Genomic DNA, 24,733 nt, shown 5'->3' with positions numbered 1-24,733 from the left:
CCCTCCGTGCCCTCGGTGGGCTTTCGGTGGTACTTGCTCTTGGTCTCTGTAGCTGGAGCGACCTTCGTCTCTCCCTGAGTGGGTTGACTTCTATGGGCAGGGCGCAAAATTTCCGTGCGCACGGGCGGAAATTTTCGCATATACGGAAATCTTTTGTCGGTTGGTATGGTTAAAATATGTCGTCATATTTGGCGGAATATGACAACTGTTTTATCAGTCTTTCCAAAACCACCAGTTCAGTTTTTCTTTTTCCCGATGCTCTGGTGGCGTCTGTGCAAAATAAACCGCACATCTGAAAGCGTACAATACACAACGGTCTTGCACCACTCCAGCATAGTCGTTGGATAAGGTAAAGAGGACTTCGGGGTCTTTGCCTTTCAAGTCGTCAATGGAAGTTATACCTATATTCCACAAGTCGGTGGCAAGCGATTTCCCTATTCCGGGAATTACCGTTAATTCCTTAATGGTCTGCTCTTTGGTCATTGCATCTGACGAACTATATAACAAGGTTTCCCTCGTTGTCAATCTGCCAAAAAGGATTGTAGGCAACCTCGAACACATAGTCGTCTAAATCCTTAAAATAGCCACTGTAACCGCCCCAAAACACTTTCTGTGCAGGCTTCACAATGGTTGCCCCGAGCCGTTCGGCTTCCTGCATCACTGCATTGACTTCTTCCTCCGATGTGGCATTATAGCTGATTGTCATACCCGAAAAGGACGCCTGCTGATAATTCAGCGTTGTGTCTTTTTCCAATTCTTGCAGTGGATATAATCCTAAAACTATCCCACCCAAAGGGAACAATGCGTAGGCTTCCTGGCTTTGTTGCGATTTCTTCCAGCCTAAGCCCTCGTAGAAAGCCAATGCCTTTTGAAAGTCTTTTACTCCCAATGTGATTAAAGTGAGTTTCTGTCTCATAAGTTGTACATTGTTTAATCCGCCGCAAAGTTACTCATTCATTTCCGTGCGCACGGGCGGAGATTTTCGCATATACGGAAATCTTTTTTCGTATATGCAGAAATAAATTCCCGTATATACAGAAATTTTCCTCCGCATATAGGGCGCATTTTCAGCGTGCCCAAAAGCGTGCGCCCCGCCCTATCACGATGGATAGAGCGGGGCGCACGGCTATGCGGAGATAGGCACGAGGCTATAGGTCAAGTGGCGTCTTGGGGTAGAGGTGATCCCACCACTGGCTATTGCCCTGCAGGTGCTTGGCGAACCATGCCTGGATCGTCTGCATCCAGCGATCCTGTCGCTCGGGCTCGAGGATGTGGTGATCTTCGCCTGTCACTTCGATGAGCTCGACGGTGCGGCCGAGGATCTTCAGCGCATTGTACATCGCGGTGCTTTCGCTGGGGGGGACGTTCACGTCGGACGTCCCGTGCAGCAGGAGCAGAGGCGTGTGGATCTTATCGGCGTTGAAGAGTGGGCTGTGCTTGGTGTAGAGGTCGGGGTTGTTCCAGGGGTAGCTGCCTTCGGAGGCCACCGTGCTGTAGCTCATACCCCAGTAGCCCCCTGCCCAGTAGCTGGAGATGGAGCTGATCCCTGCGTGGCTGGCGGCAGCGGCGAAGAGGTCCGTGCGCGTCTGCAGGTACTGCGTCATAAAGCCACCATAGCTGGCGCCAGCGCAACCGATCTTCTTCGCATCGACGAAGGGGTGCGCAGCGACAAAGGCCTTCACCGCACCGATGATATCATCGGAGGTCTTCGTGCCCCAAGCATTCAGGTGGTCAGCTGCGAAGCTCTGTCCGTAGCCCACGGTACCGCGTGGGTTGAGCGAATAGGCTACATAGCCCTGAGCGGCGAACATCGCCAGGTCGTACGTCGTCTCCAGCTCGCGGCTCAGAGGGATCGTCCCGCCGTAGTAGTAGACGATCATCGGATACTTCTTTGAGGGGTCGAAGTTGGGGGGCAGGTAGTACCAGCCGTCGATATCGACACCGTCGGGCGTGCGGTAGACGAAGTCCTTCGCAGGGGTGAACTTCACGCCACGGAGCTTCTCGGCCGAGATGTCCCAGATGAGCTTGCTCTTGCCCGAAGCATCGAGGCTGTAGAGGCGGTCGGCATTGTTCAGGCTCTGCCCGAAGTAGTAGAAGGTATTGCCGTGCGAGGCGACACCGAAGCCACGGACGACGTCTTCCTTCGTGTCGATCTGCGTGATCTTATTCGTCTTGACGTCGAGGCGGTAGAGGCTCTGGCGGCTGCCGTTGTCAGCAAGGATGTAGAAGGCCTTGCCCTTGGCGTGGTACTGGACGTGGTCTACGCTGGGGTCGAAGTCGCGCGTCAGGGGCGTGACACGGCCCGTGGGGATATTGACGCGGAAGAGCTCGTGCTCATAGCCGTTCCCCACGCGTCCGTTGGGGAGCGTATTGCCCACACCGCCGAAGCTATTGGGCGAGCCCATAGCCAGCACGTCCTCCGTGCCAGGGATGAAGCTTACGCTACCGATCTCAAACTGCTTCGTGAAGACCGTATCGATACGGCCCGTGGCAGGTGTGTAGCGCAGTACTGTCGTCTGGTCGAAGGGGCTGTGCTGCCAGTCCTTCGTGTAGAGACCTAAGAGGAGCTGACTGCCGTCAGCGGAGAAGTCGAGGAGGCTCACCGAGCGGTAGCCGTAGAGTACGGGTTCGTAGACTCCTGTGGCGATATCGTAGCGATAGAGTGCTTGACGGTCGCGCGCGCCTGGCTGGCGGTCATCGGGCGAGAGGCGGCGGATGAGGAGCTTATCCTTCTCGGGGCCCTTGACCTCTTCGTAGATGTAGATGGAGCGCTTGTCGGGGCTGATCATAAAGCTCTCCCCAGGGATCTTGTCGATCCATACGGTGCTGCGACCCGAGAGGGGATCGATCTTCACCAGCTGGTCGCCAGCGCGGTTTGAGGTCTTCATCACGAGGACATCTTCATCGGGCATCCATTCGGCGCCGTAGAGGGACTGCGTCGTGCGAAGGACCTTGCCCGTCGCACCTTCGTGGATCTCCTGATAGCTGACGCCCTTCTTCGGAGCGCGCTCGGTGTAGGTCACCATCACGTACTTGCCCGAGGGGGAGACGTGGGCGTAATAGAGGCGCTTGCCGTGGGTGAGGTAGTTCCAGTTGATGTAGCGGACACCATCGTTAGCGGCCTTGAGGTCAAGCTGAGGCAGGCCTTCCTCGGGCTCAAAGACGAGCTTGAAGTCCCCGCGTGCCTTGTCCTCTGCTGTAGAGAGCACCTTGACGACGAGGTTCTTATTCGTAGCGATGAGCGTCAGCGGCACGGATACAGCGGGCACCGTATCGCTCTCGGCGAGCTTGTCCTCATTCGAGCCTAAGAGCGTCTCGCCATCATAGAGCGCATAGCGAGCACGGCCATAGAGCTTGAGTGTGCCCTTGGTGAAGCCTTGGCTGATGAGGGGGAAGGAGTAAGAGGAGAACGTGCTGGCACCGCTGGCGGGCTGGGCGACGGCGAAGAAGCCATTGGATGCCGCAGCGACGGATGTGCCCTTGAGCCCCTCGGTCTTGTAGGAGGTCTTCAGCAGGGAGCCGAGAGAGAACTTCTGGTTGTGGACGTTGACCGAATCGATCATCACGGGACGGCTCACCGCGTGGGTGCCGTAGCTCGTCGCCTTTGTGAGCGTCTGCGCCTGAGCGGTGCTCCCCGCCAGGCAGAGGGCCAGCAAGGCGAGGCTTGTAGTCGTTCGTTTCATAGCGTTGGGTAGATGTGTATGTATGTGTCGTGGCGGAGGCTCTGAGGTGTGCGGCTTTGCGAAGCCCTGCAAGTGTCTCCTTAGGGCAAAGATACGAACTACAGCGATAAAACTGCCTATCTCTGCCCCAGATTTCTCACGTCGCGAAGACCGCCCTTCGCAAGGGCTGTAGAATGTACCTCATAAGGGGAGGTAAGCGAACCTATATTGGTAGCATCACGGACCTACATAGAGACTGTTGCCGTGAGTCCTGTCCTCTGTTTAGAGCGCTAAGGAATCGCACGCCCAGCTCCCCGATATACCTCTCCGAAGTGATACGCAAGCTCCTCGCCTTGTCGCGCGCATTCCTCTTATCCAGCGGAGGGAAAAGTGTCCTTCTCGTGAAGAAAAAAGCGCCTCCCCGTAGTGGTTTTTCCGCATCTATGCACGTAGTCTTAAAGACCAGGCACGTAAATCCAAATATCCACGTACGTAGATTTATCGTCCACGCACGTAGCCCAAACTTATCTGCCACTCATCCACAACTTTTATTCCTACGCGGAGCAACAACCTATGTATAGGTCACTTCACAAAGCTATATAGCTTTCTTCGCCATCCTATATAGCTCTACCCACGCACCTATATAAGTCGCCATCGCAACCTATATAGGTTCGCCCGCTGACCAATATAGGTCCATACCACCCTCCACTATAGAGGTAGAGACCCCCTATGGGAGTGGGCTTCTTCTGTACCCTCAAAAGACGACTCGTTGTACCAAAAGGCAAGGGGAATCCATCTCTTTGCTTGCCTCCTCTTTACTTTTGTGAGGAAATGCTACCTTTGATAGTACTAAGATCCACAAACACAAGTCCAATACGCACACTATCATGGCACATTACCGCAGACTCCTCCTCGGGGCTCTCACCCTTGTCCTCGGGGCTCTCTTCATCATCTCGTGTCGTCGTACGGCACGTGTCGGCTTCACCGAAGCCGATCTCAAAAACCTCCCTGCTTGCGATTACCTCGTCGTCGACTATCCCCTCAGCGTGACGGTCCATGTTGGCACTCAGACTGCCGTCGCCTTTGACGAGAAAATGCCGAAGCGTATCCGTGAGGATATCGAGGTGAAGGTCAAGGACAACATCCTCCTCATCAGTTCGCGCCACGAGCGCACGGGCGTCGATCCCTACGATGATGTCCAGCGCGGGAAGAGCGCCCACATCGATGTGTATCTACCCAAGCTCCTCGGGGTAGAGGCTACCTATGCCGCTAATATCTCCGTACCAGACAGCCTCCGTCAGTCGTCCTTCTCCGTCGTCCTCTCGGGGGCGTCTGACCTCACCGACCTTCACCTCACCGCCGACAGTCTCTCCGTCAGCACGGCTGGTGCCTCGGGCATCCGTGGTTGGGTGAACGTAGCTAAGAGCCTCGAGATCATCTCCTCGGGTGCCTCCTCGATCCGCCTCTCAGGGCAGGCTGACTACCTCTCGGTGAGCCTCTCGGGGGCATGTGACTTCCGTGCTGAGCAGCTCCATACGCGTGCTGTCGAGGCACTTCTCGCAGGAGCTTCGCGCCTCGACCTCGGGAACGTCGATACCATCAGCTATGGCGTGTCGGGAGCTTCGAACCTCAGATACCAAGGCCAGCCCGTCGTGATCGGTCAGGTCGTCACGGGTGCCAGCACGGTGAACTCTTCGCCTGCTAAGTAGCACGCGCCTCCCTTCCTCATCCCCACGCAAAGCGAGGGGGCTACGTACACTGCGTCCGTAGCCCCCTCGGCTTATATATATGGGTGATGCGCTTAGCTCCTTAGTAGCTGATGCGGATCGATGCAGGCTTGCTCTCCTGCCAGAAGCGGTTGATGGCCGTCACCATGTAGCGATAGGTCATACCACGCTCCATGCTGGGCAGGATGAAGTAGGGATTGGTAGAGATGCTCATCAGGTAGCGCACGTCAGAGATGTCGGGGCGCGTACCTTCGGGGAAGGCATATACTGCGTAGTAGAAAGCACTCTCGGGATCGCTGGGCTCACGGTAGTCATCCCAGAGGATCATATGCCCGTCTTCGTTGGTGTCCTCGAGGATGAGGCTGATAGCAGCTGGAGCCTTCGTCTTACCGAGAGCACCGTGGATCTCAGGGAGGAGCGCACGATAGGTCTGGTAGCTGGTGATGAGGCTGTCGCCAAGACCCTTGTAGTTCTTCACGAGGTCTTCACCTGACCACCAGGAGTTCCCACTGCTATTCTGTCGGCTGAGGGCGAGCTTCTCCTCGAGCTGACCGCTGTCCATCGTGCGAGCAGCGTTCTGGCCGATGTAGAGCTGTGCCTTCTTCTGAGGGGTGTGCTTGCCCCACCACTGCGTGAGCTCAGCGTAGTCGGCAGCCTGATGACCGATATTCCAGTAGACCTGAGGGACGATGTAGTCGACCCAGCCCTTACGCACCCAGTGCAGGACGTCAGCGTGCAGGTCATCATAAGTCTGCAGGCCCGAGGTCTTACTGCCTTCACGTGAAGAGGCTTCGTTGCGGTAGATACCGAAGGGGCTGATGCCGAAGCGCACCCAAGGCTTGGTCTCGAGGATGGTCTGACGGATCGTGTAGATGAGGCGGTTGACGTTCTCACGGCGCCACTCGTTCTTCTGCTCGGGACGGTAACCTGCCGTGAGGCCGTAGCGGCTGAAGGACTCTTCGTCATCGAACTCTAAGCCTGCCTGTGGGTAGGGGTAGAAGTAGTCGTCGAAGTGGATGGCATCGATATCGTAGCGCTGTACGATGTCGCGGACGATAGTGCTGATATAGCGGATGCTCTGAGGATTGCCTGGATCCATGTAGAGCTGCTTGCCGTGGCGGATGAAGAGCTGGGGCGAGTGCTTAGCAGCGTGGTTAGGCGCCAGATAAGCCTCGGCGTTGCCTGCACCACGATAGGGATTGACCCAAGCGTGGAGCTCCATACCGCGGGAGTGGCACTCGTCGATGACGAAGCCCAGAGGGTCCCAAGAGGGGTTAGGAGCTTCGCCCTGCTTACCGGTGAGGTACTTACTCCAGGGCTCGTGGGTGCTCTTGTAGAAGGCATCACCCTCGGCACGCACCTGGAAGATGATCGTGTTGCAGCCCAGACGGTGGAGGAGTGCGATACGATTGCTCAGGAGCTTACGGGCTTCTTCGCGAGAGAGCGAAGCGTAGTCGCTGCGGTAGATCGTCGGGAGCCAAGCGCCGCGGAACTCACGCTTCACTGGCTGCTTGGGGTCGGAGGGACGGCTCTGTCTGGAGCTCACACCGCACGAAGCGAGGAGCCACAGCGAGGCAAAGGCCGAGAGAAGAAGGGCGGTGCCACGTGCACCAAGAGGTAGTCTGATGTTCATCGGAGCTAAAGAATTAGGCGAGGTGGATCAGCTGATAGGTGTAGAGTACCCAGAGGAAGAAGGCCACGAAGGGCAGTGTGAAGAGGAGGCTGTCAATGCGGTCGAGGATACCACCATGACCAGGGATGATATTGCCCGAGTCCTTGACACCGACACTACGCTTGACCATCGACTCGAAGAGGTCACCCCACGTAGCGGCGATAGAGATGATGACACCGATATAGCACTGCTCCCAGCCGAGGAGAAGACCCGTAGCGACGACGGCTGCGATGAGCCCGCCGACGAAGCCTTCCCAGCTCTTCTTAGGTGATACGGAGGGGAAGAGCTTATGACGTCCGAGGGTCGAGCCCGCCAGATAAGCGCCCGTATCGTTGGCCCAGATCGAGACGAAGATCGTGAGGAGGATGATCGAGGTATCGGTATCGGTGTAGAAGATATTCGCGATGCTGAGGAAGCCCCCGACATAGATCTGCCCAAAGATCACCTTCGCCAAGTCGGTCGGCATAGCCTGACGCTCGCTGTAGATGCTGCGTACCAAGATGTAGAGCAGGTAGCCAGCGTAGGGTACGAGGAAGGCGGCGTACGCGATCCCCTTGTCAGCGATCTCGTGGGTTGCCCAGAAGAGATAGACAGCTGCCGTAGCGTCGAAGATGCGGCGCAAGGGGAAGAGGCGGTGAGTCGATACGAGGTTCGACCACTCCCAGGTACCGAGGAAGGCCAAGAGGCCGAAGACGATCATGTAGACGAGGTGCTCACGCAGCAGGAGTGCCGCGAGGATCAGGCCTACATAGAGGGAGCCGAAGATGGCTCGCTTGACGAGGTTACTCATTCGATGTTGCTTCTGTATCTGTTGTTGGGGTTGTGGATTCTTGTACCTGCTCCTTCTCCTGATTCTTTTCTTCGCGCTCCAGGATCATTTCGTCAGTGCGACTGACCCAAGGGCGCTTGCCGAAGATGTGCTCTACATCTTCGGTGTAGATGACCTCGCGGTCCAGGAGGAGCTGCGTCAGCGTCTTGAGGCCTTCGGCATGCTCACGGAGGAGCTCCTTAGCACGCTCGTACTCGACACGGACGATCTCGCGAGCCTCTTCGTCGATGAGCTCGGCGGTGCGATCGCTGTAGGGCTTCGTCAGGCCATAGCCATCACCCTGCATGTCGTAGTAGTTGACGTTGGGGAGCTTGTCGCTCATCCCGTAGTAGGCGACCATAGCATAGGCCGTCTTCGTGGTGTGCTCGAGGTCGTTGGCTGCACCCGTAGAGATGCGACCGAGGAAGACCTCTTCGGCGGCACGACCTGCGAGTGTGGCGCACATCTGGTCGCGCAGAGCTTGGGTCGTGGTGATCTGACGCTCCTCGGGGAGGTACCAAGCGGCACCGAGGGCCTTACCTCTAGGTACGATGGTGACCTTGACCAGCGGATTGGCGTACTGGAGGAACCAGCTGACCGTGGCGTGTCCAGCTTCGTGGAGGGCGATGCTGTGACGCTCCTCTTCGGTGGTCATCTTGTTCTTCTTCTCCAGACCACCGACGACGCGGTCGACGGCGTTCATAAAGTCATCACGGGAGATGAACTCCTTGCCAGCGCGGGCAGCGATGAGGGCTGCCTCATTACATATATTGGCGATGTCAGCACCCGAGAAGCCTGGGGTGCGGCGTGCCAAGAGGTCGACGTCGACAGATTCGTCGATCTTCAGCGGGCGAAGGTGCACGAGGAAGATCTCCTTACGGTCGTGGACGTCGGGAAGGTCTACATAGATCTGACGGTCGAAGCGGCCTGCACGCAGGAGGGCGGCGTCGAGGATGTCGGCGCGGTTCGTAGCAGCCAGCACGATGATCCCGCTATTGGTGCCGAAGCCGTCCATCTCGGTGAGGAGCTGGTTCAGCGTATTCTCACGCTCATCGTTGCCCCCGAGGTTGTTGTTGCGACCACGGGCACGACCCACCGCATCGATTTCGTCGATGAAGATGATACAGGGGGCCTTCTCCTTGGCCGTCTTGAAGAGGTCACGGACGCGTGATGCCCCGACGCCGACGAACATCTCGACGAAGTCCGATCCGGCAAGTGAGAAGAAGGGTACGTGTGCCTCACCTGCTACGGCCTTTGCCAGTAGGGTCTTACCCGTCCCTGGAGGGCCTACGAGTAGTGCGCCCTTGGGGATCTTACCCCCGAGCTGCGTGTACTTAGCGGGATTCTTGAGGAAGTGGACGATCTCCTCGATCTCGACCTTCGCTTCGTGTAGACCTGCTACATCATTGAAGGTCACTGAGGTGCTCTCCTTCTCGTACAGCTGAGCCTTGCTCTTGCTGATATTGAAGATACCACCTCCTACACCGCCACCTGCGCCACCCGATGAGCGGCGGAAGATGTAGATCCAGAAGAGGGCGATGATGATGAAGGGGACGATATTGGCCGTGAGAGAGATCCAGCGGGAGCTCTCTTCCTTGTAGGCTACCTTGGCGGTCGTGCCGCTCGTGTCGTAGGCTTCGGCGAAGCGGTCGACGGTAGGGATCTGCGTCTTTACCGTGTACTCGATGCGCTTCTGCTCGCGGCCCAGCACGGGTGAGCGGTGGGTGAAGAGGCTATCGGCAGCATGCTTGTTCAGCTGTGCTGTGGCGGTCTTCTCCCCGCGGTCGACGGTGATCTGGGTGAAGGCACCCTGATTCATCATCTGGCGGAATTCGTTCCAACTCATATCCTTATTCTCGCCGAAGCCACCATCCCAGAGGAAGAGCCCCCCGAGGATAGCGAGGATGATCGCGTAGATCCAGAGTTCGTTGAAGCGGAAGGGACGCCCTGACCCGCCTGTTTTCTTTTGTTCTATCATTCGTTATCTATGTTGTCTTGTCGTTTGAGCGGACAGGCGTATCCGGCCTTAGTCCCACTCTTATCCTAACAAAGACGATGCCATCTTAGTTGCCTGCGGGTGTGCGCAGGCAGAGAGCTGCGGAGCGCTCTCCGTAGCCTACGGCTCTTCCCCCGATGCAGGGATAAAGAAAAAAAGAGCGACGAAGAGAGTCTCGCTCACTTGATCGCTCATGCTATATACTGCGGAGAGGGCGGGATTCGAACCCGCGAAACGCTTTTGGCGTTTACACACTTTCCAGGCGTGCCTCTTCAACCACTCGAGCACCTCTCCTTATCAGCCTGCTTAAGGCTTCTACTTAATTGGAAAGCTCCGCAAAGGTATAATAATATCTGTATACTGCCAAACTGCCACGCTTTCAGCTCGTGTCTCGGACACCTGTGGCAGACTTTGCTGGGGAGGCTGTGCGAGGTAGGTAGCATGTGCCTTGTGGAGGGGCGGAATGTGGACCAGTACTGGTCAGCGCGCGAACCAGTACTGCTCACTCATCGCAACCACTACTGCTCCGAGCTGTGACTAGTACTGGTCGCTTTATCGACCAGTACTGGTTGCATTTCCCATCCTTGGAGCGAGTGGCGATAGTGGATGAGTGAAAGGAGGAAGAAGCTCCTCTCTACCAGCCAAAGAGGTTACGTGCGATCCACCAGCCGATGACACCGATGACGAGGAGGCCGAGGGTCAGCGGATGCTGAAGGATGCGCCTGAGGCGGGGTGCTCGCTGGGGGAAGAGCTCCGCGTAGCCGTAGAGTAGGAGAAGGGGGATGGTGAAGAGGAGTGCGCGGTTGTAGCTAAAGGCTTCGGTGAGGTGCCCATGGAGGAGGGCGTGAGCTGCGCGCTGGAGTCCGCACCCTGGGCAGCGATAGCCCGTGGCGGAGCGGATGATGCAGCGAGGGAAGGGGTAGGTCGCTGGATCAAGGAAAGCATACAGCCCCATAGCTACCCCGAGGAGCAGAAGACCGATGAGTAGGTATCGGCGCTGCTTGAGGGGGGAGCGATGGGGCTGTGTAGGGGGAAGGGGAGTGTGATTCATCCCCGAGAGAAGTGGGCTACCCGAGTGGGGGCTTAGCTGATGATCTGCAGGAGCTTGGTGTAGTTCTGATTGCGAGTCAGATCCTGAATGTTGAACCAGTCGATGATCGTCAGGATGCCGCAGCCACCACACGTGAGGAGCTTGAGCACGCCGTAGCCCGTGTCGCCGAGCATGAAGCGATCGATGCCGAGTGAGCCTGCGAAGACTGATACGATGATCATCATCGTGGGATCCTTGTAGTCCAAGGCGTTGATCAGGGTGAACTTGTCATCATCGAGGGCGAGCAGACGGTCCTTGATGGTGAGGATCTGCGTGGGGCTAAAGAACTTCTGGTTAGCGGCAAGGAAGAGGTCTACTTTCTGACTGTCCATAGGGTTGATGTATTACGTGTGCGACTTGATATGGGCACTACTTAGAGTTGCTGTGCTGTGAGGCGTGGGAGGCCTTGCGGTCACGCACCTCCTTGGCATATTGAGCAGCTTTCTTACGACCCTTGCTATCGGAGCCGAAGGAGTCGAACTCGAAGCGCTCGGGCAGCGTGCGAGCGAAGTCCCTCACACGGGGCTGTCCGGCCGTACCCTTGTCGATGACGATGGAGTCATAGAGCCGCTTCGTCTCGGGGATGATGCTGTCGGGATGTCCCTTGACGGGCTCGGGGAAGCGGTAGGAGGCGTAGGAGATAGTGGCGGAGTCGACGCTGATGCGCTGGTAGAGCTTGAGACCTGAGCCTAAGCGGTCGTGCACGGCGTCGAAGCCATTGCGGTAGACCTTAGGCGAGGCGGAGCTGATGACGAAGGCTGGGGCAATGGTGTCACCCTTTTCGCCACGCGTCGTGGCACGAGCATAGCCATGGTCGTGGCCCTGCAGGACGAGGTCGGCACCTCCCTCGATGAGCTCGTCCTTGAAGACGTAGTGCATCACCAGATTCTTTCGCCCGTCACGCACGCAGTCTACGGCGTGGTGGAAGAGGACGATCTGCCAAGGCTGGTGCGAGCCCTTGAGCGCAGAGCGTAGCCATTCCTTGTGCTGATTGATAGCACCCAGACCCATAATGTCTGTGGTGTCCATGACGATGAAGCGTAGGAGCGGCATATCAATGAAGTAGCTTCGCCCGAGGAAGTCCTTCGGCCCATTGGTAGGGTAGCCGAACTGACGTACCCAGCGGGGATCGAGTTCGCGCCCGAAGCCCTTCTTCAGGTACTCATGGTTGCCTGGTGCTGCGATGATGGGGATGCTGCGCGTGAGACTGCCGATGCTGGTGTACCACGCTCTCCAATAGGCATCCGTAGGCCCCTCGATCTGGTCACCTGCGAAGGCGAAGAAGTCGATGGAGTCAGCTGTGTGGCGGAGGTAGTCGAAGTAGCGCTTGCTCTCAGTAATACTGGGGTCTTGTACATCACCCATATAGACGAAGTGCGTCGCACGGTCTTCGCTGGGCATAGCGAAGCGTCCCGAGACGGGGTCGGTGCCCTGCACGCGGATCGTGTAGAGGTAGCTGCGACCCGAGATGAGGCTGTCGAGATGGACTTGATAATAGCAACCTCGCCCCGAGCGGGAGGCGATGACCTCGCTTGTGGGGACGAAGGAGACGGGGCGGAGGGTATCGCCCTTCTCATTGATGGTGCGTAGAAGAAGCTCAGCGGGCTGGGCGGTCTCTCCCGAGAGCCAAGTGATCGTGCGCTGTGAAGCGAAGTCCTCGCCAGGCGTCAGCGTGACGCGGCTCACAGCCTGCTCGGTCGTGTAGGCTTCTTCGGGCACATTGCCGAACCATGCGCGCCAGCGGAGCTTAAAGAGAATCCCTATCCCGACGAGCAGGACGGCGAGGACGATGAGGGCGATACGCCAGCGGCGCTTCCTCTTGGGGGGCTGATGCCCGCGGAGTGTGGAGCGTCTGCGTCTCTTCATGCTTTAGAGGGTATCGGTGGTCTCCTCGCTAGAGGGGAGTGCCTCTCTGGACTCAGCGGTAGCAGCGCTGGCCTTGAGGATCGTAAGCTCACGCTGCAGTTCGTCACGCTCGGTATCCCACTTGGTCTTCTCTTCCTTGAGGGCGCGGACTTCCTGTCCGAGGCTGTCCCATTCGTAGAGCCCACGGACGGAGAGGCCGATAGCCATCGCAGCTACGACGCCGATGACGCCGAGGGAGGAGATGGGTACCGTACCTTCGGCTACGCCAGGCATCGTGAGATCCCAGAGGCTATAGCAGAGGATGGGGATGATGAAGCCGATGAGTGCAGCCGCCAGCGTCATCCACAGATAGGGCTGGAAGAGGCGGCGACGCATCAGGCGTGGTGCGAGGACGAAGTAGTTGAGGTAGAAGATCACGACCAGATAGAGGTCCGTGAGCCACGTCGAGTAGTAGAGTCGGGGATTGGTGAAGACCGACATCTCGGGCGTCCCCTGCACGGTCGTAACGAGGGTCTGTAGGATGATCAGTACGAGCCAGACGAGGGCGTAGATCGAGACGGAGATGGTGCGGTTGGCGGACTTAGTACTCATTGTCTAATAGGATATGTCGTGAAGAAGGGGGTTAGATGGTGCGCTCGGCGATGTAGTCGGCGAGGTCGATGAGGGAGGAGTGGTACACGCTCTCGGGGAAGGATAGGAGGAGTGTCTTCGCCTCGTCTATGTAATGGTAGAGGCGCTGCCAAGCGTAGTCCATACCCCCCCCTTCGTGGGCGAGGATGGTGAGGCGCTCGATGCTCTCCTCGGCGATGGGCTTTTCCTCGAGGAGCTGGAGGTAGGGTGCTGCCTTGCCCTCCTTCTGAAGCTCGGTGAGGACGTGGAGTAGGGGGAGGGTGATCTTACCCTCACGGATATCGTTGCCCGTGGGCTTGCCTACGTCAGAGCGATTGTAGTCGAAGATATCGTCACGGATCTGGAAGGCCATACCCAGTGCAGCACCGATGCGGGCGGCACGGTCATAGTCTGCGGCGCTCGCCTCGACGGTGATGGCTGCGACCTCGGCACAGGAGCGGAAGAGTACAGCGGTCTTCTGGAAGATGATATCGTAGTAGGTGGCTTCGTCGAGGATGACGCCCTCGGCGGTCTCGAACTGGCGGATTTCCCCTTCGGTGAGCTCGCGCCCGATAGCTGAGACGATACCCATGATACGCAGGTCGGAGAGGGCGATAGCTCCCACGAGGGCGGAGGAGAGGATGAAGTCTCCCATCAGCACCGCCACACGGTTGTCGAAGAGCACCCCGAGGGTGGGGCGGCCACGACGGGTCTTCGCCTCATCAATGACGTCGTCATGGATGAGTGTCGCCGTATGGATCAGCTCCAGCAGTACGGCCGCATCGATGCTCCGCTGTGGGGGCACGTCACCACGCAGCAGCCCAGCGATGAGGGCTGTGAGGATGGGGCGTACCTGCTTCCCTGTGGAGGCACTGAGGTGCTCAATGGCTTCTTTCAGCCATTCGGACTTGGTCGCGAGGATCGAAGTGAACTGGCTGTGGAAGTCATCCACGAGGGCGGCCACGGGGGCTTTGATATGATTGAGGTCGTGCATGGGCTGTCGGCGCATCGTTAATTCCTTGCAAAAGTAGCTAATTCTCCTCGGCTAACGCTCATGAAGCAGCCACCCCGCAGTCTCCACGCCCCTGATATATGGGGATGAGAGACTGCGGGGTGGCTGGTCGTATATATAAGGTACGCGCGTGGAGCGAGGTGCTTAGCCGAGGTAGGCAGCTACCATCCAAGCGGTCTTTTCCTGACCATCGAGGAGGTCAGAGAGGAGATCGCTCGTAGCCGTGTCGCCAGCTTCGTCAGCCAGAGCGAGGACGGCACGCTCCTGGGCGATGAGTACGCGGAGCGATTCGAGGATAGCGGAGATGATGTCGCTGGCGGCGCTGACGTTGGTCTGCTCCTTGAGCTGGCTGATCTTGAGGTATTCGCTGAAGCGGTTCTCAGGCGTAGCACCGAGCTGGAGGATGCGCTCTGCGATCTCGTCTACTGACTCAGCAGCTTCGTCATACATCTTCTCGAACTGGCTGTGCAGCGTGAAGAACTGAGGGCCGCGGACGTGCCAGTGGTAGCCGCGGAGGTTAGCATAGTATACCTGGAAGTCAGCGAGGAGCTGCTGAAGACCCTTGACGATAGGTGCGACCTGGTTAGCGTTGAGGCCAGTGATTGAGAGTACGTTCATTGTCTTGTCGTATTAAAGTGTTAATGATTACACTGCAAAGGTAGGGGAGTTAATGAATCTATACAAATGAATTTCTCTATATCGATATAAGCATCATTTATACTTTGCCTCTACCTGCTTCCTACGGCGCACAAACGAAGCCCGCCCCTACGGCTGTCCAAGTGAGGACGTGCCGTAGGGGCGGGGTGTAGTCTATGGGGAGTGATCCCTTAGGCTTCAGCAGGTGCTTCTTCTTCAGCGGGAGCTTCAGCAGGAGCAGGAGCTTCTTCCTTCTTTTCTTCAGCCTTAGGAGCGTCGGAGAGAACTTCGACGGGGATTTCTACAGCCACTTCCTTGTGCAGGCGCACGATAGCGGTGTAGTTACCGATTTCCTTGATAGCCTTGATGTAGACGAGCTTGCGGTCGGTTTCGAGGCCGAGCTTCGTGAGCTCTTCGGCGATCTCAGCACCCGTGACGGAGCCGTAGAGGCTACCCGTAGCGACGTTGGTGTGAGCCGTGATAGAGAGGCGTACGCCCTGGTACTTCTGGGCACGCTCTTCGGCTTCCTTCTTGATAGCGGCGATCTTGTGAGCGCGCTGACGGAGGTTCTCTGCGAGGATCTTCTTCGCAGCTTCCGTAGCGATGATAGCCTTACCGGTGGGGATTAGAAAGTTGCGACCGTAGCCGTTCTTTACTGTGACGACATCGTCCTTGTAGCCGAGACCGACTACGTCTTCTTTCAAAATAACTTCCATTGTATTCTGTCTCCTCTATGTTTATTCGTTACTAAGTGGATGAGTAAGGGGGGATAGACCTTACTTAGCCATGTTGTCCGTGACGTAGGGCAGCAGGGCAAGGTGACGAGCACGCTTGACAGCCTGTGCGACGCGACGCTGGAACTTGAGGCTCGTGCCGGTGATACGGCGGGGGAGGATCTTACCCTGTTCGTTGAGGAAACGCTTGAGGAAGTCGGGATCCTTGTAGTCGATATACTTGATACCGCTCTTCTTGAAGCGGCAGTACTTCTTCTTCTTGCTATCTACGGTCAGGGGAGTGAGGTAGCGTACTTCTGATGCAGCCATTTTTATTTTCTCCTTTCGTTAATGGGTTATGCCTTACGGCTTCTTCTCTTTGCTGCGTATTCAGCTGCGAACTTATCCTGGCGGAAGGTCAGGAAGCGGAGGACATTCTCATCGCGACGGAACTGCGTCTCGAGTACGGCGATGGTCTCTGGCTGAGCCTGGAATTCGACGAGCTGGTAGTAACCAGTCGTCTTCTTCTGGATCTGATAGGCGAGCTTCTTCAGCCCCCAGTTTTCTTCGTTGACGATCTCAGCGCCTTCGCCCTTGAGGATGCCGACGAACTTTGCGACCGCTTCCTTTACCTGAGCTTCAGATAAATCGGGAGTAAGAATGAAAACGGTTTCGTAGTTATTCATTTCTCTTTCTGTTTAGTGAGAGTTAAAAATATCGGGCACAAAGGTACGCAAATATATCGTTTTGACCAAGCTGTGCATCAGCGAGGTGGTGCAAAGTGCCACACGCGCGTACCATTATTATATAGGTATGTGTGGGGCGAAGCTCTGCCTCGGGAGGGAGAGAGCTACTCGCCGCGGAAGAGCTTGCGGAAGGCTTCCTCGACGGTCTTCACCCCGACGAGGCGGATGTTGTAGCCGTCGGTGCTGAGCCCGTGCAGGTTCGCCTCGGGGAGGATCATCGCACGGAAGCCGATGCGCTCGGCCTCCATGATGCGCTGCTCGATACGGCCCACGGGGCGCACCTCACCCGATAGTCCCACCTCGCCCGTGAGGCAGACGCCTTCGGGTAGGGCGATGTCGAGGCTCGAGGAGAGGACAGCCGTGATGACCGCCAGGTCCGAGGCGGGGTCAGCCAGACGGATACCTCCAGCTATGTTGAGGAAGACGTCCTTCTGCACGAGCTTGAAGCCCGCGCGCTTCTCGAGGACGGCCAGCAGCATATTCATACGTCGCGTGTCGAAGCCCGTGCTGGAGCGCTGGGGTGTGGCGTAGACGGCAGAGCTGACCAGCGCCTGCGTCTCGATGAGGAAGGGACGCACGCCCTCCATAGCTACAGCGATGGCGGTACCGCTGAGCTTGAGGTCGCTCTGCGTCATCAGATGCTCCGAAGGATTCTCTACGGGGCGCAGGCCCGACTGGCGCATCTCGTAGATGCCCAGCTCGGCAGTGCTCCCGAAGCGGTTCTTCTGCCCGCGCAGAATGCGGTACATATAGTGCTTGTCACCGTCGAACTGCAAGACGACGTCCACCGTATGCTCAAGGATCTTTGGTCCTGCGATGCTCCCCTCCTTATTGATATGACCGATGAGGATGACCGCCACACCCTCGGTCTTGCAGTACTTCAGTAGGGCGGTGGCGCACTCGCGTATCTGCGAGACGCTCCCAGGGGAGGAGTCGGAGAGCTCGGTCTGTATGGTCTGTATGGAGTCGATGACGAGGATCTGTGGCTGGGTGTCGATGGCGGTGGCGAGGATCTTCTCGAGGTTCGTCTCGGCGTAGATCAGGCAGTCTTCGTTTGTCCCGCCGATACGGTCTGCACGCATCTTGAGCTGGGAGAGGCTCTCTTCGCCCGAGACGTAGAGCGTCTTGTATGGCAGGCGAAGGATCGTCTGCAGGACAAGGGTGGACTTCCCGATACCTGGCTCCCCACCGAGGAGGATGAAGGAGCCTTCGACGAGCCCGCCACCGAGGACGCGGTCCAGCTCGGGATCGCCGAGACTTAGGCGGCTCTCGCTGCGCTGCTCGATGTCGCCGAGGCGTACGGGCTTGCTGGGGGTGATGCTCTGCGCCGTGAAGCTACGGCTGGCCTTATCCTGCTTGCCGATGATGATCTCCTCCTCTTCGATGGAGTTCCATACGCCGCACTGCGAGCAGAAGCCCTGCCACTTGGGGTACTCGGCACCGCACTCGGTGCAGTGGTAGACTGTTTTCTTCTTTGCCATCGTGTATCGTGATGCTGCTGTGATTGTGTCCACAAAAGTAGGGAGAATGCGCCTATTATAAGGTATATACGCTGGGGAGTCTACACCGCGCTGCGGAGGGAGCAAAGTCAACCACTACTGGTCCGTGAGCGAACCACTACTGGTTAGCACTATGAACCACTACTGGTCGACGAGTGAACCACTACTGGTTCGGCTGCGGACCACTACTGGTTCACTCACGGACCAATATAGGTTCACCCGCCGACCAATATAGGTTCGATTTGCCTCCTCCACGAGGTCGCTCTTTCTCCCTCGCAGAGGTCGGTGGAGTAGTGTGTGCTTTGGGGAGGCGTATTGAGCAGATTATTAGCTGTTTAATGAGGGTCTAATCCCCGTGTTAAGCGGGCTCTTCGGTGAGCTATCGCGAGAAAATAGTTACCTTTGGTAGATAGTATGCCGTGCTCTATTCATACGGCAGAAGCAGCAAGATTCGATGAGATTGACGAAGCGAAAAGATTATATAAGACGAAGCTATATAGGCCTCTTGATAGGCCTGCTGACCCTCCCGCTTGCTGGGCAGACCCGCCCCAAGCAACCCGCCCCTGACTCTGCAGCCCAGACGAAGGCCCGCGAATACTTCTACCAAGGGGTGCTGGCACAGTCCTCTGGCCGTACGATGGAGGCCTTTGACCTCCTGCGTCACGCGCGCACCCTCGACCCCACAGATCCCGCTATTGCCTTCATGCTCGGGGGGAACTATGCCCAGCAGGGTGTGAGTGATCGTGCGCTCTCCCTCCTCGAGGAGGCTTACGGGGCAGACTCCACGAACCTCACCTACGCGCGCGCCCTCTCGGCTGGCTACATCGAAGCGGGGCGTATGCAGGATGCCCTCCACATCAATGAGCGCCTCTCTGAGGCCGATCCCGAGGATGACGACGTGCGCTATCGTCTTATCCAGCTCTATGCTCGTACGGGAGAGCTGAAGAAGGGGATCCAGCTCGCTACCGAGCTACAGAAGCGTTTCCAGCCTATGCCCGAGGCTTATGGGCAGCTGACGAAGATGAAGATCCAGCTCCTCTCCCTCTCCAAGGACTCGGTAGCGGTGGGTCGTGAATACCGCGCTTGGGCAGCACTCTATCCCGAAGATCGCCGTCCATACTACGACTGGATCCTCCATCTCTTCCAGACGGGAGGGGCGAAGGAGGCGGAGAAGCAGCTCGCCTCTGATGTGCGTGCTGGCCGTATCTCCTCGGGGGATGCCACCGCCCTGCGTGTCCATAAGTACATCCTGCAGAAGGATTATCCCGCCGCTGAGGCCGAGCTGGTCCGTCTCACACCAGATAAGAAGATCGGTGCCGACGAGAAGATCACGCTCTGGCTCCTGCTGACTAAGGAGTCGCAGGGTAGTGAGGGCTACACCGCAGGCAAGTACACCCCCCATATCGCTCAGCTGGTCGCCGAGTACCCCGATGACCTGCAGGTGCTGAGGACCTATGCCCAGCTCCTTCGCTACGAAGAGCGCTATCAGGAGGCCTATGACCTCCTCGCTCCCAAGAGCAAGCTCCACCCCAGCGAGGAGTGGATATGGAGCGAACTCCTCGACGCCGCTATCGGCCTCCAGTCCGACAGCCTCACCGTCGTCGTCGCCCGTGATGCCAAGCGCTACGTCCCCACCGACTGGCGCAACTATATCGTGCTCTCGGGGGAGCGCTTCCAGCACGATGATGCTGACGGGGCGATGAAGATCCTCGAGGAGGGTGCTACCGCCATCGACCCTAAGACGGGTGAAGGCGCTGCCCGCCTCTTCGGTTTCCTCGCCGACGTCTATGCCGAGCGTGGTGGCCCTGAGAAGGCACTGCTGGCTGACAGCCTTTACCTCCGCGCTATCGAGGCCAACCCCAAGGAGCCCGATGTGCTGAACAACTACGCCTACCGTCTGGCGAAGGCGGGGCGCAACCTCGATGATGCGGAGCGCTACGCCCTGCAGGCCGTACGCCTCTCGCCCGATGCCGCCCACATCCTCGACACCTACGCCTATATCCTCCTCCTGCGTAAGAACTATACGCTCGCCAAGCTCTACCAGCGCAAGGCCCTCTCGCAGGCTGGTCCTGAGAAGACTTCGCCCGATATGTACGACCATATGGGGGATATCTACCGTGGGCTGGGCGAGTATGCCGAGGCTATCGAAGCCTGGCAGCAGGCCCTCAAGAGTCTCGCTGAGCGTGAGAATAAGGATGAGAAAGCCGATAAGGCTGAGCGCATCCGCATAGAGAAGAAGATCAACGAAGCTAAGCAAGCACAGAAGAAGTAACGAACGATGAATAGCACCGCATATCCCCGCCACCAGCGCCTCCGAGGCCTCCTCGTGGCAGCCCTATGTATGGGCCTCTTCTCCAGCTGTGGCCTCCTGCGTGATGTCAGCCATCCCGATGATGAGACGACGCGTACCGAGACCCGCCAAGAGTCGGGCGTGAATCCCCGCCTCGCTGCCTTCCAGTCTGACCCCGCCTATGGCCCGATGCTTAAGGGTAACCTGCAGGCTGAGGTCCTCATCGGTAAGGAGACCTATTCGTCGAAGGTCAATGCCACCATCGTGCGAGGCCAAGGTATCTACTGGTCTGTCGTGCCCTTCCCTCTCATCGAGGCGGCGCGCGTATGGTTCACCCCTCAGGGCGTGACCGCCATTGACAAGATCCATGGCCGCTATGCCGAGGTGAGCTATGCCGAGCTCTCTTCGCTGGTGGGCTTCCCCATCAGCTACAATGATGTGGAGCGCCTCCTCTTAGGTAAGCCCTTCTTCCCCGCCGAAGCCCGTGGGGCTAAGGGCGGAGCCTTCAGCTATGGCGTCACCGAAGATGGGGGCACCGATGCCGAAGCCAGCCTCAGCATTACCCGTGGCGAGGCCGCTGGCGCCTACCATCTGCGCTGGCTCCTCAACGCCCAGCACCAGCCTACGAGCTTCGTCGTCAGCCAGTCTTCCCGTCAGGGCGCTCCCGTCTTCTCGCTGAACTATGATCAGACGGAGGCCTCTGCTGCCCGCCACTTCGCTGAGCGCACCTTCCTCTTCCTCGGTCGCACCACGCGCCCCGCACTCACCATCGACTGGAGTAAGCTCCGTCCCTACACTGGCGAAGCGCCCGATCTGACGCCCCGCATCAAGGAGAGCTACAAGCGTATCAGTCTCACTGAGCTCATCAAGCTCCTGCCCTCTCTATGATCGCCCACGCCCGCCATCAGCTGAGGCACTGCCTCACCCTCGCTCTGCTCCTCGTGAGCAGTCTCCTCGCCCTCACTCCAGAGGCCGCGGCACAGGGGCGTAAGTCTAGGACCCTCCAGCGCCTCGAGCAGGAGCGTAAGCAGCTCCTTCGCTCCATCGAAGCCTCGGACAAGAAGCTCCAGCAGCTGCGCCGTGATACGCGCAATGAGGAGCAGACCCTGCGCACCGTCAAGGAGCAGGTAGAGCAGCGCCGTCAGGTCGTCGCCGTTCTCGGTAATGAGGTCAGCGGTCTGCAGGCTCGTATCGACACCCTCTCAGGGCACATCGGCCGTCTGCACCGCCGTGAGGGTGCCCTCCTCCTGCGCTATCGTGCCGCTCTCGTTCAGCTCCAGCGCATCGATACGCATATCGACCCTGTGCTCTTCGTCCTCTCGTCGCAGAACCCTGCCGAGGCTCGTGAGCGTCAGCGCTTCCTCTCCCGCTACTCCAAGGCGGTACGTGAGGCCTCCGTCGCCCTGCGTACTACACGTACCGAGATCGAGGCCACCAAGGCCGAGGTCGGGCGTACCCATTCGGAGAAGGAGCAGCTCCTTTCTCTCCGTGAGGCCGAGAAGAAGAAGCTCGAAGCCGAGGAGCAGCAGCGTGCTGCTCAGGTCAAGGACCTGCAGGGCAAGCAGCAGGTCTTAGCGCAAGACCTCTCAAAGCAGAAGCAGAAAGCCGAGGATCTTGACCGCAAGATCCAGGCACAGGTAGAGGCCGAGATCGTCGCTGCCCAGCGCCGTGCTGCCGAGCTCCAGCGTCGCCGCGAGGAGGCTCGCCGTCGTCGTCAGACCCAGCGTACCCAGCCTACACCTCCTCCCTCCACGGGTCGCAGTGGCCGAGGTAAGGGGACGACACCCCCACCTCCCCCGCCACCTCCTGCTGATGATGAGCCCGAAGAGCGCCGTGCAGCGACCCCAGGTGGCTATGCGATGGATGCCAATGAGCGTGCGCTCGCCTCGTCCTTTGCGCAGAACAAGGGCCGTCTCCCAGCCCCTATCCGTGGCTCATACTCGATCCTCCGTACCTTCGGCGTGCATCAGCATAGCGAGCACAACCGCGTGCAGGTCAATAGCAGTGGGGTGGACTTCGGGGTCAATGGAGATAGCCGTGCCTACGCCGTCTTCTCAGGCGTCGTCAGCCGTGTCTTCGTCATCCCAGGCTACGGCACTGCCGTCATCCTCCGCCACGGGAACTACCTCACCGTCTACGCCAACCTCAGTAGCGTCGCCGTCTCTACGGGCTCTCGCGTCTCCACAGGCCAGTCCATCGGCTCTGTCGGGGCTTCGCCTGACGGCTCCTCGGGTCGCCTCCTGCACTTCCAGCTTTGGCATGAGCGCACCAAGCTCAATCCCCTCGCATGGATCAAAAGGTAATCGCTACTATCGGGGCTTTTGACGGCGTGCACCTCGGGCATCAGGCGCTCTTTTCACAGATGCGCGACTATGCTGCCCGCTACGAAGGGGCGCGTCTCATCATCTTGACCTTCGTCCCTTACCCTGCCGATGTCCTGCGCTCACACGGGAGTCAGCACATCGATCCGCCCCACCGCCACCTCGAGCGACTGGGGGGGCTTGAGGGCTTCGAGGTCGTGCCGATGACCTTCTCCGCTGAGCTGGCAGCCCACTCCGCAGAGACCTTCATCCGCGAAGTCCTGCATGAGCATCTGCATGTGACGGATCTCTTCCTCGGCTATGACAACCGCTTCGGTGCGGGAGCTAAGCTCGCCTACGAGGATTACAAGGCGCTCGGCGCCCTGTATGGTATGGAGGTCATCCAAGCCGATAGCCTCTCCCTCAGCGGGGAGATCGTCAGCTCCACCGCTATCAAGTCGCTGATACGTAGTGGCGAGATGCGTGAGGCGTACCATGCTCTCGGCCGTCCGCATGCCATCTATGGTACGGTCGTCGCGGGGCAGAAGCTCGGTCGTCGTCTAGGCTATCCCACGGCGAACGTCCAGCGTGAGGATGCCGACCAGCTCCTCCCTCCCGATGGCGTCTACGCTTGTGACCTCGAGCTCCTTCGCCCCACAGGCCACTCGGAGCAGCACCATGCGATGCTCTATATCGGTAAGCGCCCGACCCTCGGCGGTGAGCTGGAGCGCACCATCGAGGTGCACATCCTCGACTTCGATGAGATGATCTATGGTATGGAGGTCATCGTGCATATCTTCGAGCAGCTCCATCCCGAGCACCGCTTTGCCTCGACCGAAGAGCTCCGCTCCGCCCTTGAGACCTACGAGCAAGATACCCGCCGCTACTTCGCTGAGAATACCCGCTACTAATGGAGATAAAAGGACTACACGTCGCGATCGTACATCGCCGCTTTGCCCTTGGTGGAGCGGAGGAGGTGTCGCGTCAGACCGCCTGCCTTTTCTCAGAATTGGGTATCCACACCCACTTTTTTGCGGAGACCCATATCGCGACAGAATGGGCTCTACCCGCTGATCCTCTGATTGATCTCTCCCTCCTCCCTCAAGGGATGCGCCTCTGGACAAAGGAAAGTACCCTCTACCTGGTTCGTGCCTTCAAGGAGAGAGGGGTGAAGGTGCTGATTATCCCTATTGCTCTGCGCAATGATTACTTGCCCCTAATTCGGGCTGCAGGGATTAAGATTATTTATTGGTGCCATAGCTCTCCGCTGTGGGAACTCATAGACCGACGTGAGCGTGCCAGCTACAAGGCGCATCATCCGTGGTACAAGAATCTCTATAGCCTGACGCTGCGTCGTCTGCGTCTGGCACTAACGTCTGCGGAGAAGCTCCGTACTCGCTACCGAGATTTGGTATGGCAGGTAGACTGCTTTATTACGCTCACCCCCGAGTATGTGCAGGAGTTTGTATCGGCTTTGGGGCTTAACGACGAGGAAGCTTCGCGCTTTGCCGTTATGCCGAATATGGCCTTCCTACCCAAGCATCAGCCCATACCAGCTAAGGACCGACCGAAGAAAATCCTCTTCGTCGGCCGTCTGAGCTATGCGGATAAGCGCCCAGATCGAGTCCTCCAGATTTGGGAGAAGGTCTGTCAGGATCTGCCTGACTGGGAGGTAGAGATCTATGGGAAAGGCTCTGAAGAGAAGTTCTTGCGCCGTATGATTCAAGAGAAACAGCTCCCTCGCATCACGCTCAAGGGATATATCGCTGATGCGACAGCCGTATATGCGTCGGGTGCTATTCTGATGATGACCTCGACCTATGAAGGGTGGGGACTTGTCCTGAGCGAAGCACAAGCTTCGGGAGTTGTACCCATAGCTTTTGATAGCTCGGCAGGTATCCGTGAGCTTATAGGGAAGGATAGTACCTGTGGATGCCTTGTTGCTCCCTTTGATTTGGACGCCTATGCAGCTCAGCTTCGACGGCTCTGTCAGGATGTGGAGTTGAGAAGTCGCCTCTCCCAAGCAGCTCAGACGCATTGCCTCGACTATAGCCCAGAGCGTATGCGTTCGCGATGGGAAGAGATATTTAGCCAACTTTAATACCGC

The 24,733-nt window shown here is 58.1% G+C and carries 22 protein-coding genes and 1 tRNA gene; 6 read left to right on the top strand and 17 right to left on the bottom strand.

The genetic code is table 11. The features are described 5' to 3' along the window. Positions 1-213: 213 nt before the first annotated feature. From IEX77_RS07140 to IEX77_RS07130, 3 genes are all read right to left on the bottom strand, one after another. Positions 214-483: a helix-hairpin-helix domain-containing protein gene (locus tag IEX77_RS07140; protein ID WP_025843453.1), complete on the bottom strand. Its 270-nt coding sequence runs from the start codon at positions 481-483 to the stop codon at positions 214-216. Between the two features lie 13 nt (positions 484-496). Next, positions 497-916: a VOC family protein gene (locus IEX77_RS07135; RefSeq protein ID WP_188808318.1), complete on the bottom strand. Its 420-nt coding sequence runs from the start codon at positions 914-916 to the stop codon at positions 497-499. Between the two features lie 232 nt (positions 917-1,148). Then, a complete protein-coding gene (locus IEX77_RS07130) occupies positions 1,149-3,683 on the bottom strand; it encodes an alpha/beta hydrolase family protein (protein WP_188808317.1) in 2,535 nt (844 codons plus the stop codon). 866 nt (positions 3,684-4,549) lie between these two features. Here IEX77_RS07130 and IEX77_RS07125 point away from each other — a divergent pair. Next, on the top strand, positions 4,550-5,371 hold the full coding sequence (locus IEX77_RS07125; RefSeq protein ID WP_188808316.1) for a GIN domain-containing protein: 822 nt from the start codon (positions 4,550-4,552) through the stop codon (positions 5,369-5,371). Between the two features lie 100 nt (positions 5,372-5,471). Here IEX77_RS07125 and IEX77_RS07120 read toward each other — a convergent pair whose 3' ends face one another. The 14 genes from IEX77_RS07120 to radA all read right to left on the bottom strand — a co-directional run bounded on the left by IEX77_RS07120 (position 5,472) and on the right by radA (position 18,018). Next, positions 5,472-7,022 (bottom strand): glycoside hydrolase family 10-like protein, encoded by a 1,551-nt coding sequence (locus IEX77_RS07120; protein WP_188808315.1) that lies wholly within the window; start codon positions 7,020-7,022, stop codon positions 5,472-5,474. A gap of 13 nt (positions 7,023-7,035) precedes the next feature. After that, the gene (locus IEX77_RS07115; protein WP_009433358.1) at positions 7,036-7,851 is read right to left on the bottom strand and encodes a phosphatidate cytidylyltransferase; all 816 of its coding nucleotides are present in this window, start codon (positions 7,849-7,851) and stop codon (positions 7,036-7,038) included. Further along, the gene (ftsH, locus tag IEX77_RS07110) at positions 7,844-9,847 is read right to left on the bottom strand and encodes an ATP-dependent zinc metalloprotease FtsH (RefSeq protein WP_188808314.1); all 2,004 of its coding nucleotides are present in this window, start codon (positions 9,845-9,847) and stop codon (positions 7,844-7,846) included. Before ftsH ends, IEX77_RS07115 begins: the two co-directional genes overlap by 8 nt. Before the next feature lie 224 nt (positions 9,848-10,071). Then, a tRNA-Ser gene (locus IEX77_RS07105) sits at positions 10,072-10,159 on the bottom strand. A gap of 340 nt (positions 10,160-10,499) precedes the next feature. After that, positions 10,500-10,916, bottom strand: coding sequence for a DUF2752 domain-containing protein (locus IEX77_RS07100; protein ID WP_229770835.1), 417 nt, complete (start codon positions 10,914-10,916; stop codon positions 10,500-10,502). 32 nt (positions 10,917-10,948) lie between these two features. Continuing rightward, on the bottom strand, positions 10,949-11,287 hold the full coding sequence (locus IEX77_RS07095; protein WP_044115489.1) for a TM2 domain-containing protein: 339 nt from the start codon (positions 11,285-11,287) through the stop codon (positions 10,949-10,951). A gap of 37 nt (positions 11,288-11,324) precedes the next feature. Continuing rightward, a complete protein-coding gene (locus IEX77_RS07090; protein WP_188808313.1) occupies positions 11,325-12,821 on the bottom strand; it encodes a metallophosphoesterase family protein in 1,497 nt (498 codons plus the stop codon). Between the two features lie 3 nt (positions 12,822-12,824). Beyond that, complete coding sequence (locus IEX77_RS07085; protein ID WP_188808312.1) at positions 12,825-13,412, bottom strand: hypothetical protein; 588 nt, start codon at positions 13,410-13,412, stop codon at positions 12,825-12,827. Between the two features lie 31 nt (positions 13,413-13,443). Next, positions 13,444-14,439, bottom strand: coding sequence for a polyprenyl synthetase family protein (locus IEX77_RS07080; protein WP_229770834.1), 996 nt, complete (start codon positions 14,437-14,439; stop codon positions 13,444-13,446). A 147-nt stretch (positions 14,440-14,586) separates the two neighbouring features. Beyond that, positions 14,587-15,060 (bottom strand): Dps family protein, encoded by a 474-nt coding sequence (locus IEX77_RS07075; RefSeq protein WP_188808311.1) that lies wholly within the window; start codon positions 15,058-15,060, stop codon positions 14,587-14,589. A 209-nt stretch (positions 15,061-15,269) separates the two neighbouring features. Then, positions 15,270-15,794, bottom strand: a complete 525-nt coding sequence (rplI, locus tag IEX77_RS07070) for a 50S ribosomal protein L9 (RefSeq protein ID WP_009433798.1) — start codon at positions 15,792-15,794, stop codon at positions 15,270-15,272. Positions 15,795-15,854: 60 nt separating this feature from the next. Next, positions 15,855-16,121 (bottom strand): 30S ribosomal protein S18, encoded by a 267-nt coding sequence (gene rpsR, locus IEX77_RS07065; protein ID WP_009433795.1) that lies wholly within the window; start codon positions 16,119-16,121, stop codon positions 15,855-15,857. A gap of 26 nt (positions 16,122-16,147) precedes the next feature. After that, a complete protein-coding gene (gene rpsF / locus IEX77_RS07060; RefSeq protein WP_009433752.1) occupies positions 16,148-16,477 on the bottom strand; it encodes a 30S ribosomal protein S6 in 330 nt (109 codons plus the stop codon). A 164-nt stretch (positions 16,478-16,641) separates the two neighbouring features. Continuing rightward, entirely contained in the window at positions 16,642-18,018 is a 1,377-nt protein-coding gene (gene radA / locus IEX77_RS07055) for a DNA repair protein RadA (protein ID WP_188808310.1), read from the bottom strand. 472 nt (positions 18,019-18,490) lie between these two features. Here radA and IEX77_RS07050 point away from each other — a divergent pair, with 472 nt between their 5' ends. The 5 genes from IEX77_RS07050 to IEX77_RS07030 are packed head-to-tail and all read left to right on the top strand — an operon-like array spanning position 18,491 to position 24,727. Continuing rightward, positions 18,491-20,308, top strand: a complete 1,818-nt coding sequence (locus IEX77_RS07050; protein ID WP_188808309.1) for a tetratricopeptide repeat protein — start codon at positions 18,491-18,493, stop codon at positions 20,306-20,308. Between the two features lie 6 nt (positions 20,309-20,314). Beyond that, positions 20,315-21,214 carry a lipoprotein insertase outer membrane protein LolB1 gene (gene lolB1, locus IEX77_RS07045; RefSeq protein WP_188808308.1) on the top strand — a complete coding sequence of 300 codons (900 nt, stop codon included), beginning with the start codon at positions 20,315-20,317 and terminating at the stop codon, positions 21,212-21,214. After that, a complete protein-coding gene (locus IEX77_RS07040) occupies positions 21,211-22,629 on the top strand; it encodes a murein hydrolase activator EnvC family protein (RefSeq protein ID WP_188808307.1) in 1,419 nt (472 codons plus the stop codon). The genes lolB1 and IEX77_RS07040 overlap by 4 nt, the downstream gene beginning before the upstream one ends. Continuing rightward, a complete protein-coding gene (ribF, locus tag IEX77_RS07035) occupies positions 22,614-23,537 on the top strand; it encodes a riboflavin biosynthesis protein RibF (protein ID WP_188808306.1) in 924 nt (307 codons plus the stop codon). Before IEX77_RS07040 ends, ribF begins: the two co-directional genes overlap by 16 nt. Continuing rightward, on the top strand, positions 23,537-24,727 hold the full coding sequence (locus IEX77_RS07030) for a glycosyltransferase (protein WP_188808305.1): 1,191 nt from the start codon (positions 23,537-23,539) through the stop codon (positions 24,725-24,727). The genes ribF and IEX77_RS07030 overlap by 1 nt, the downstream gene beginning before the upstream one ends. Positions 24,728-24,733: the final 6 nt, after the last annotated feature.

This window comes from Porphyromonas pasteri (genome assembly GCF_014647755.1).
In the GTDB taxonomy this organism is placed as follows: Bacteria; Bacteroidota; Bacteroidia; order Bacteroidales; family Porphyromonadaceae; genus Porphyromonas; species Porphyromonas pasteri.
This window is presented reverse-complemented; position numbering and strand designations above follow the sequence as displayed.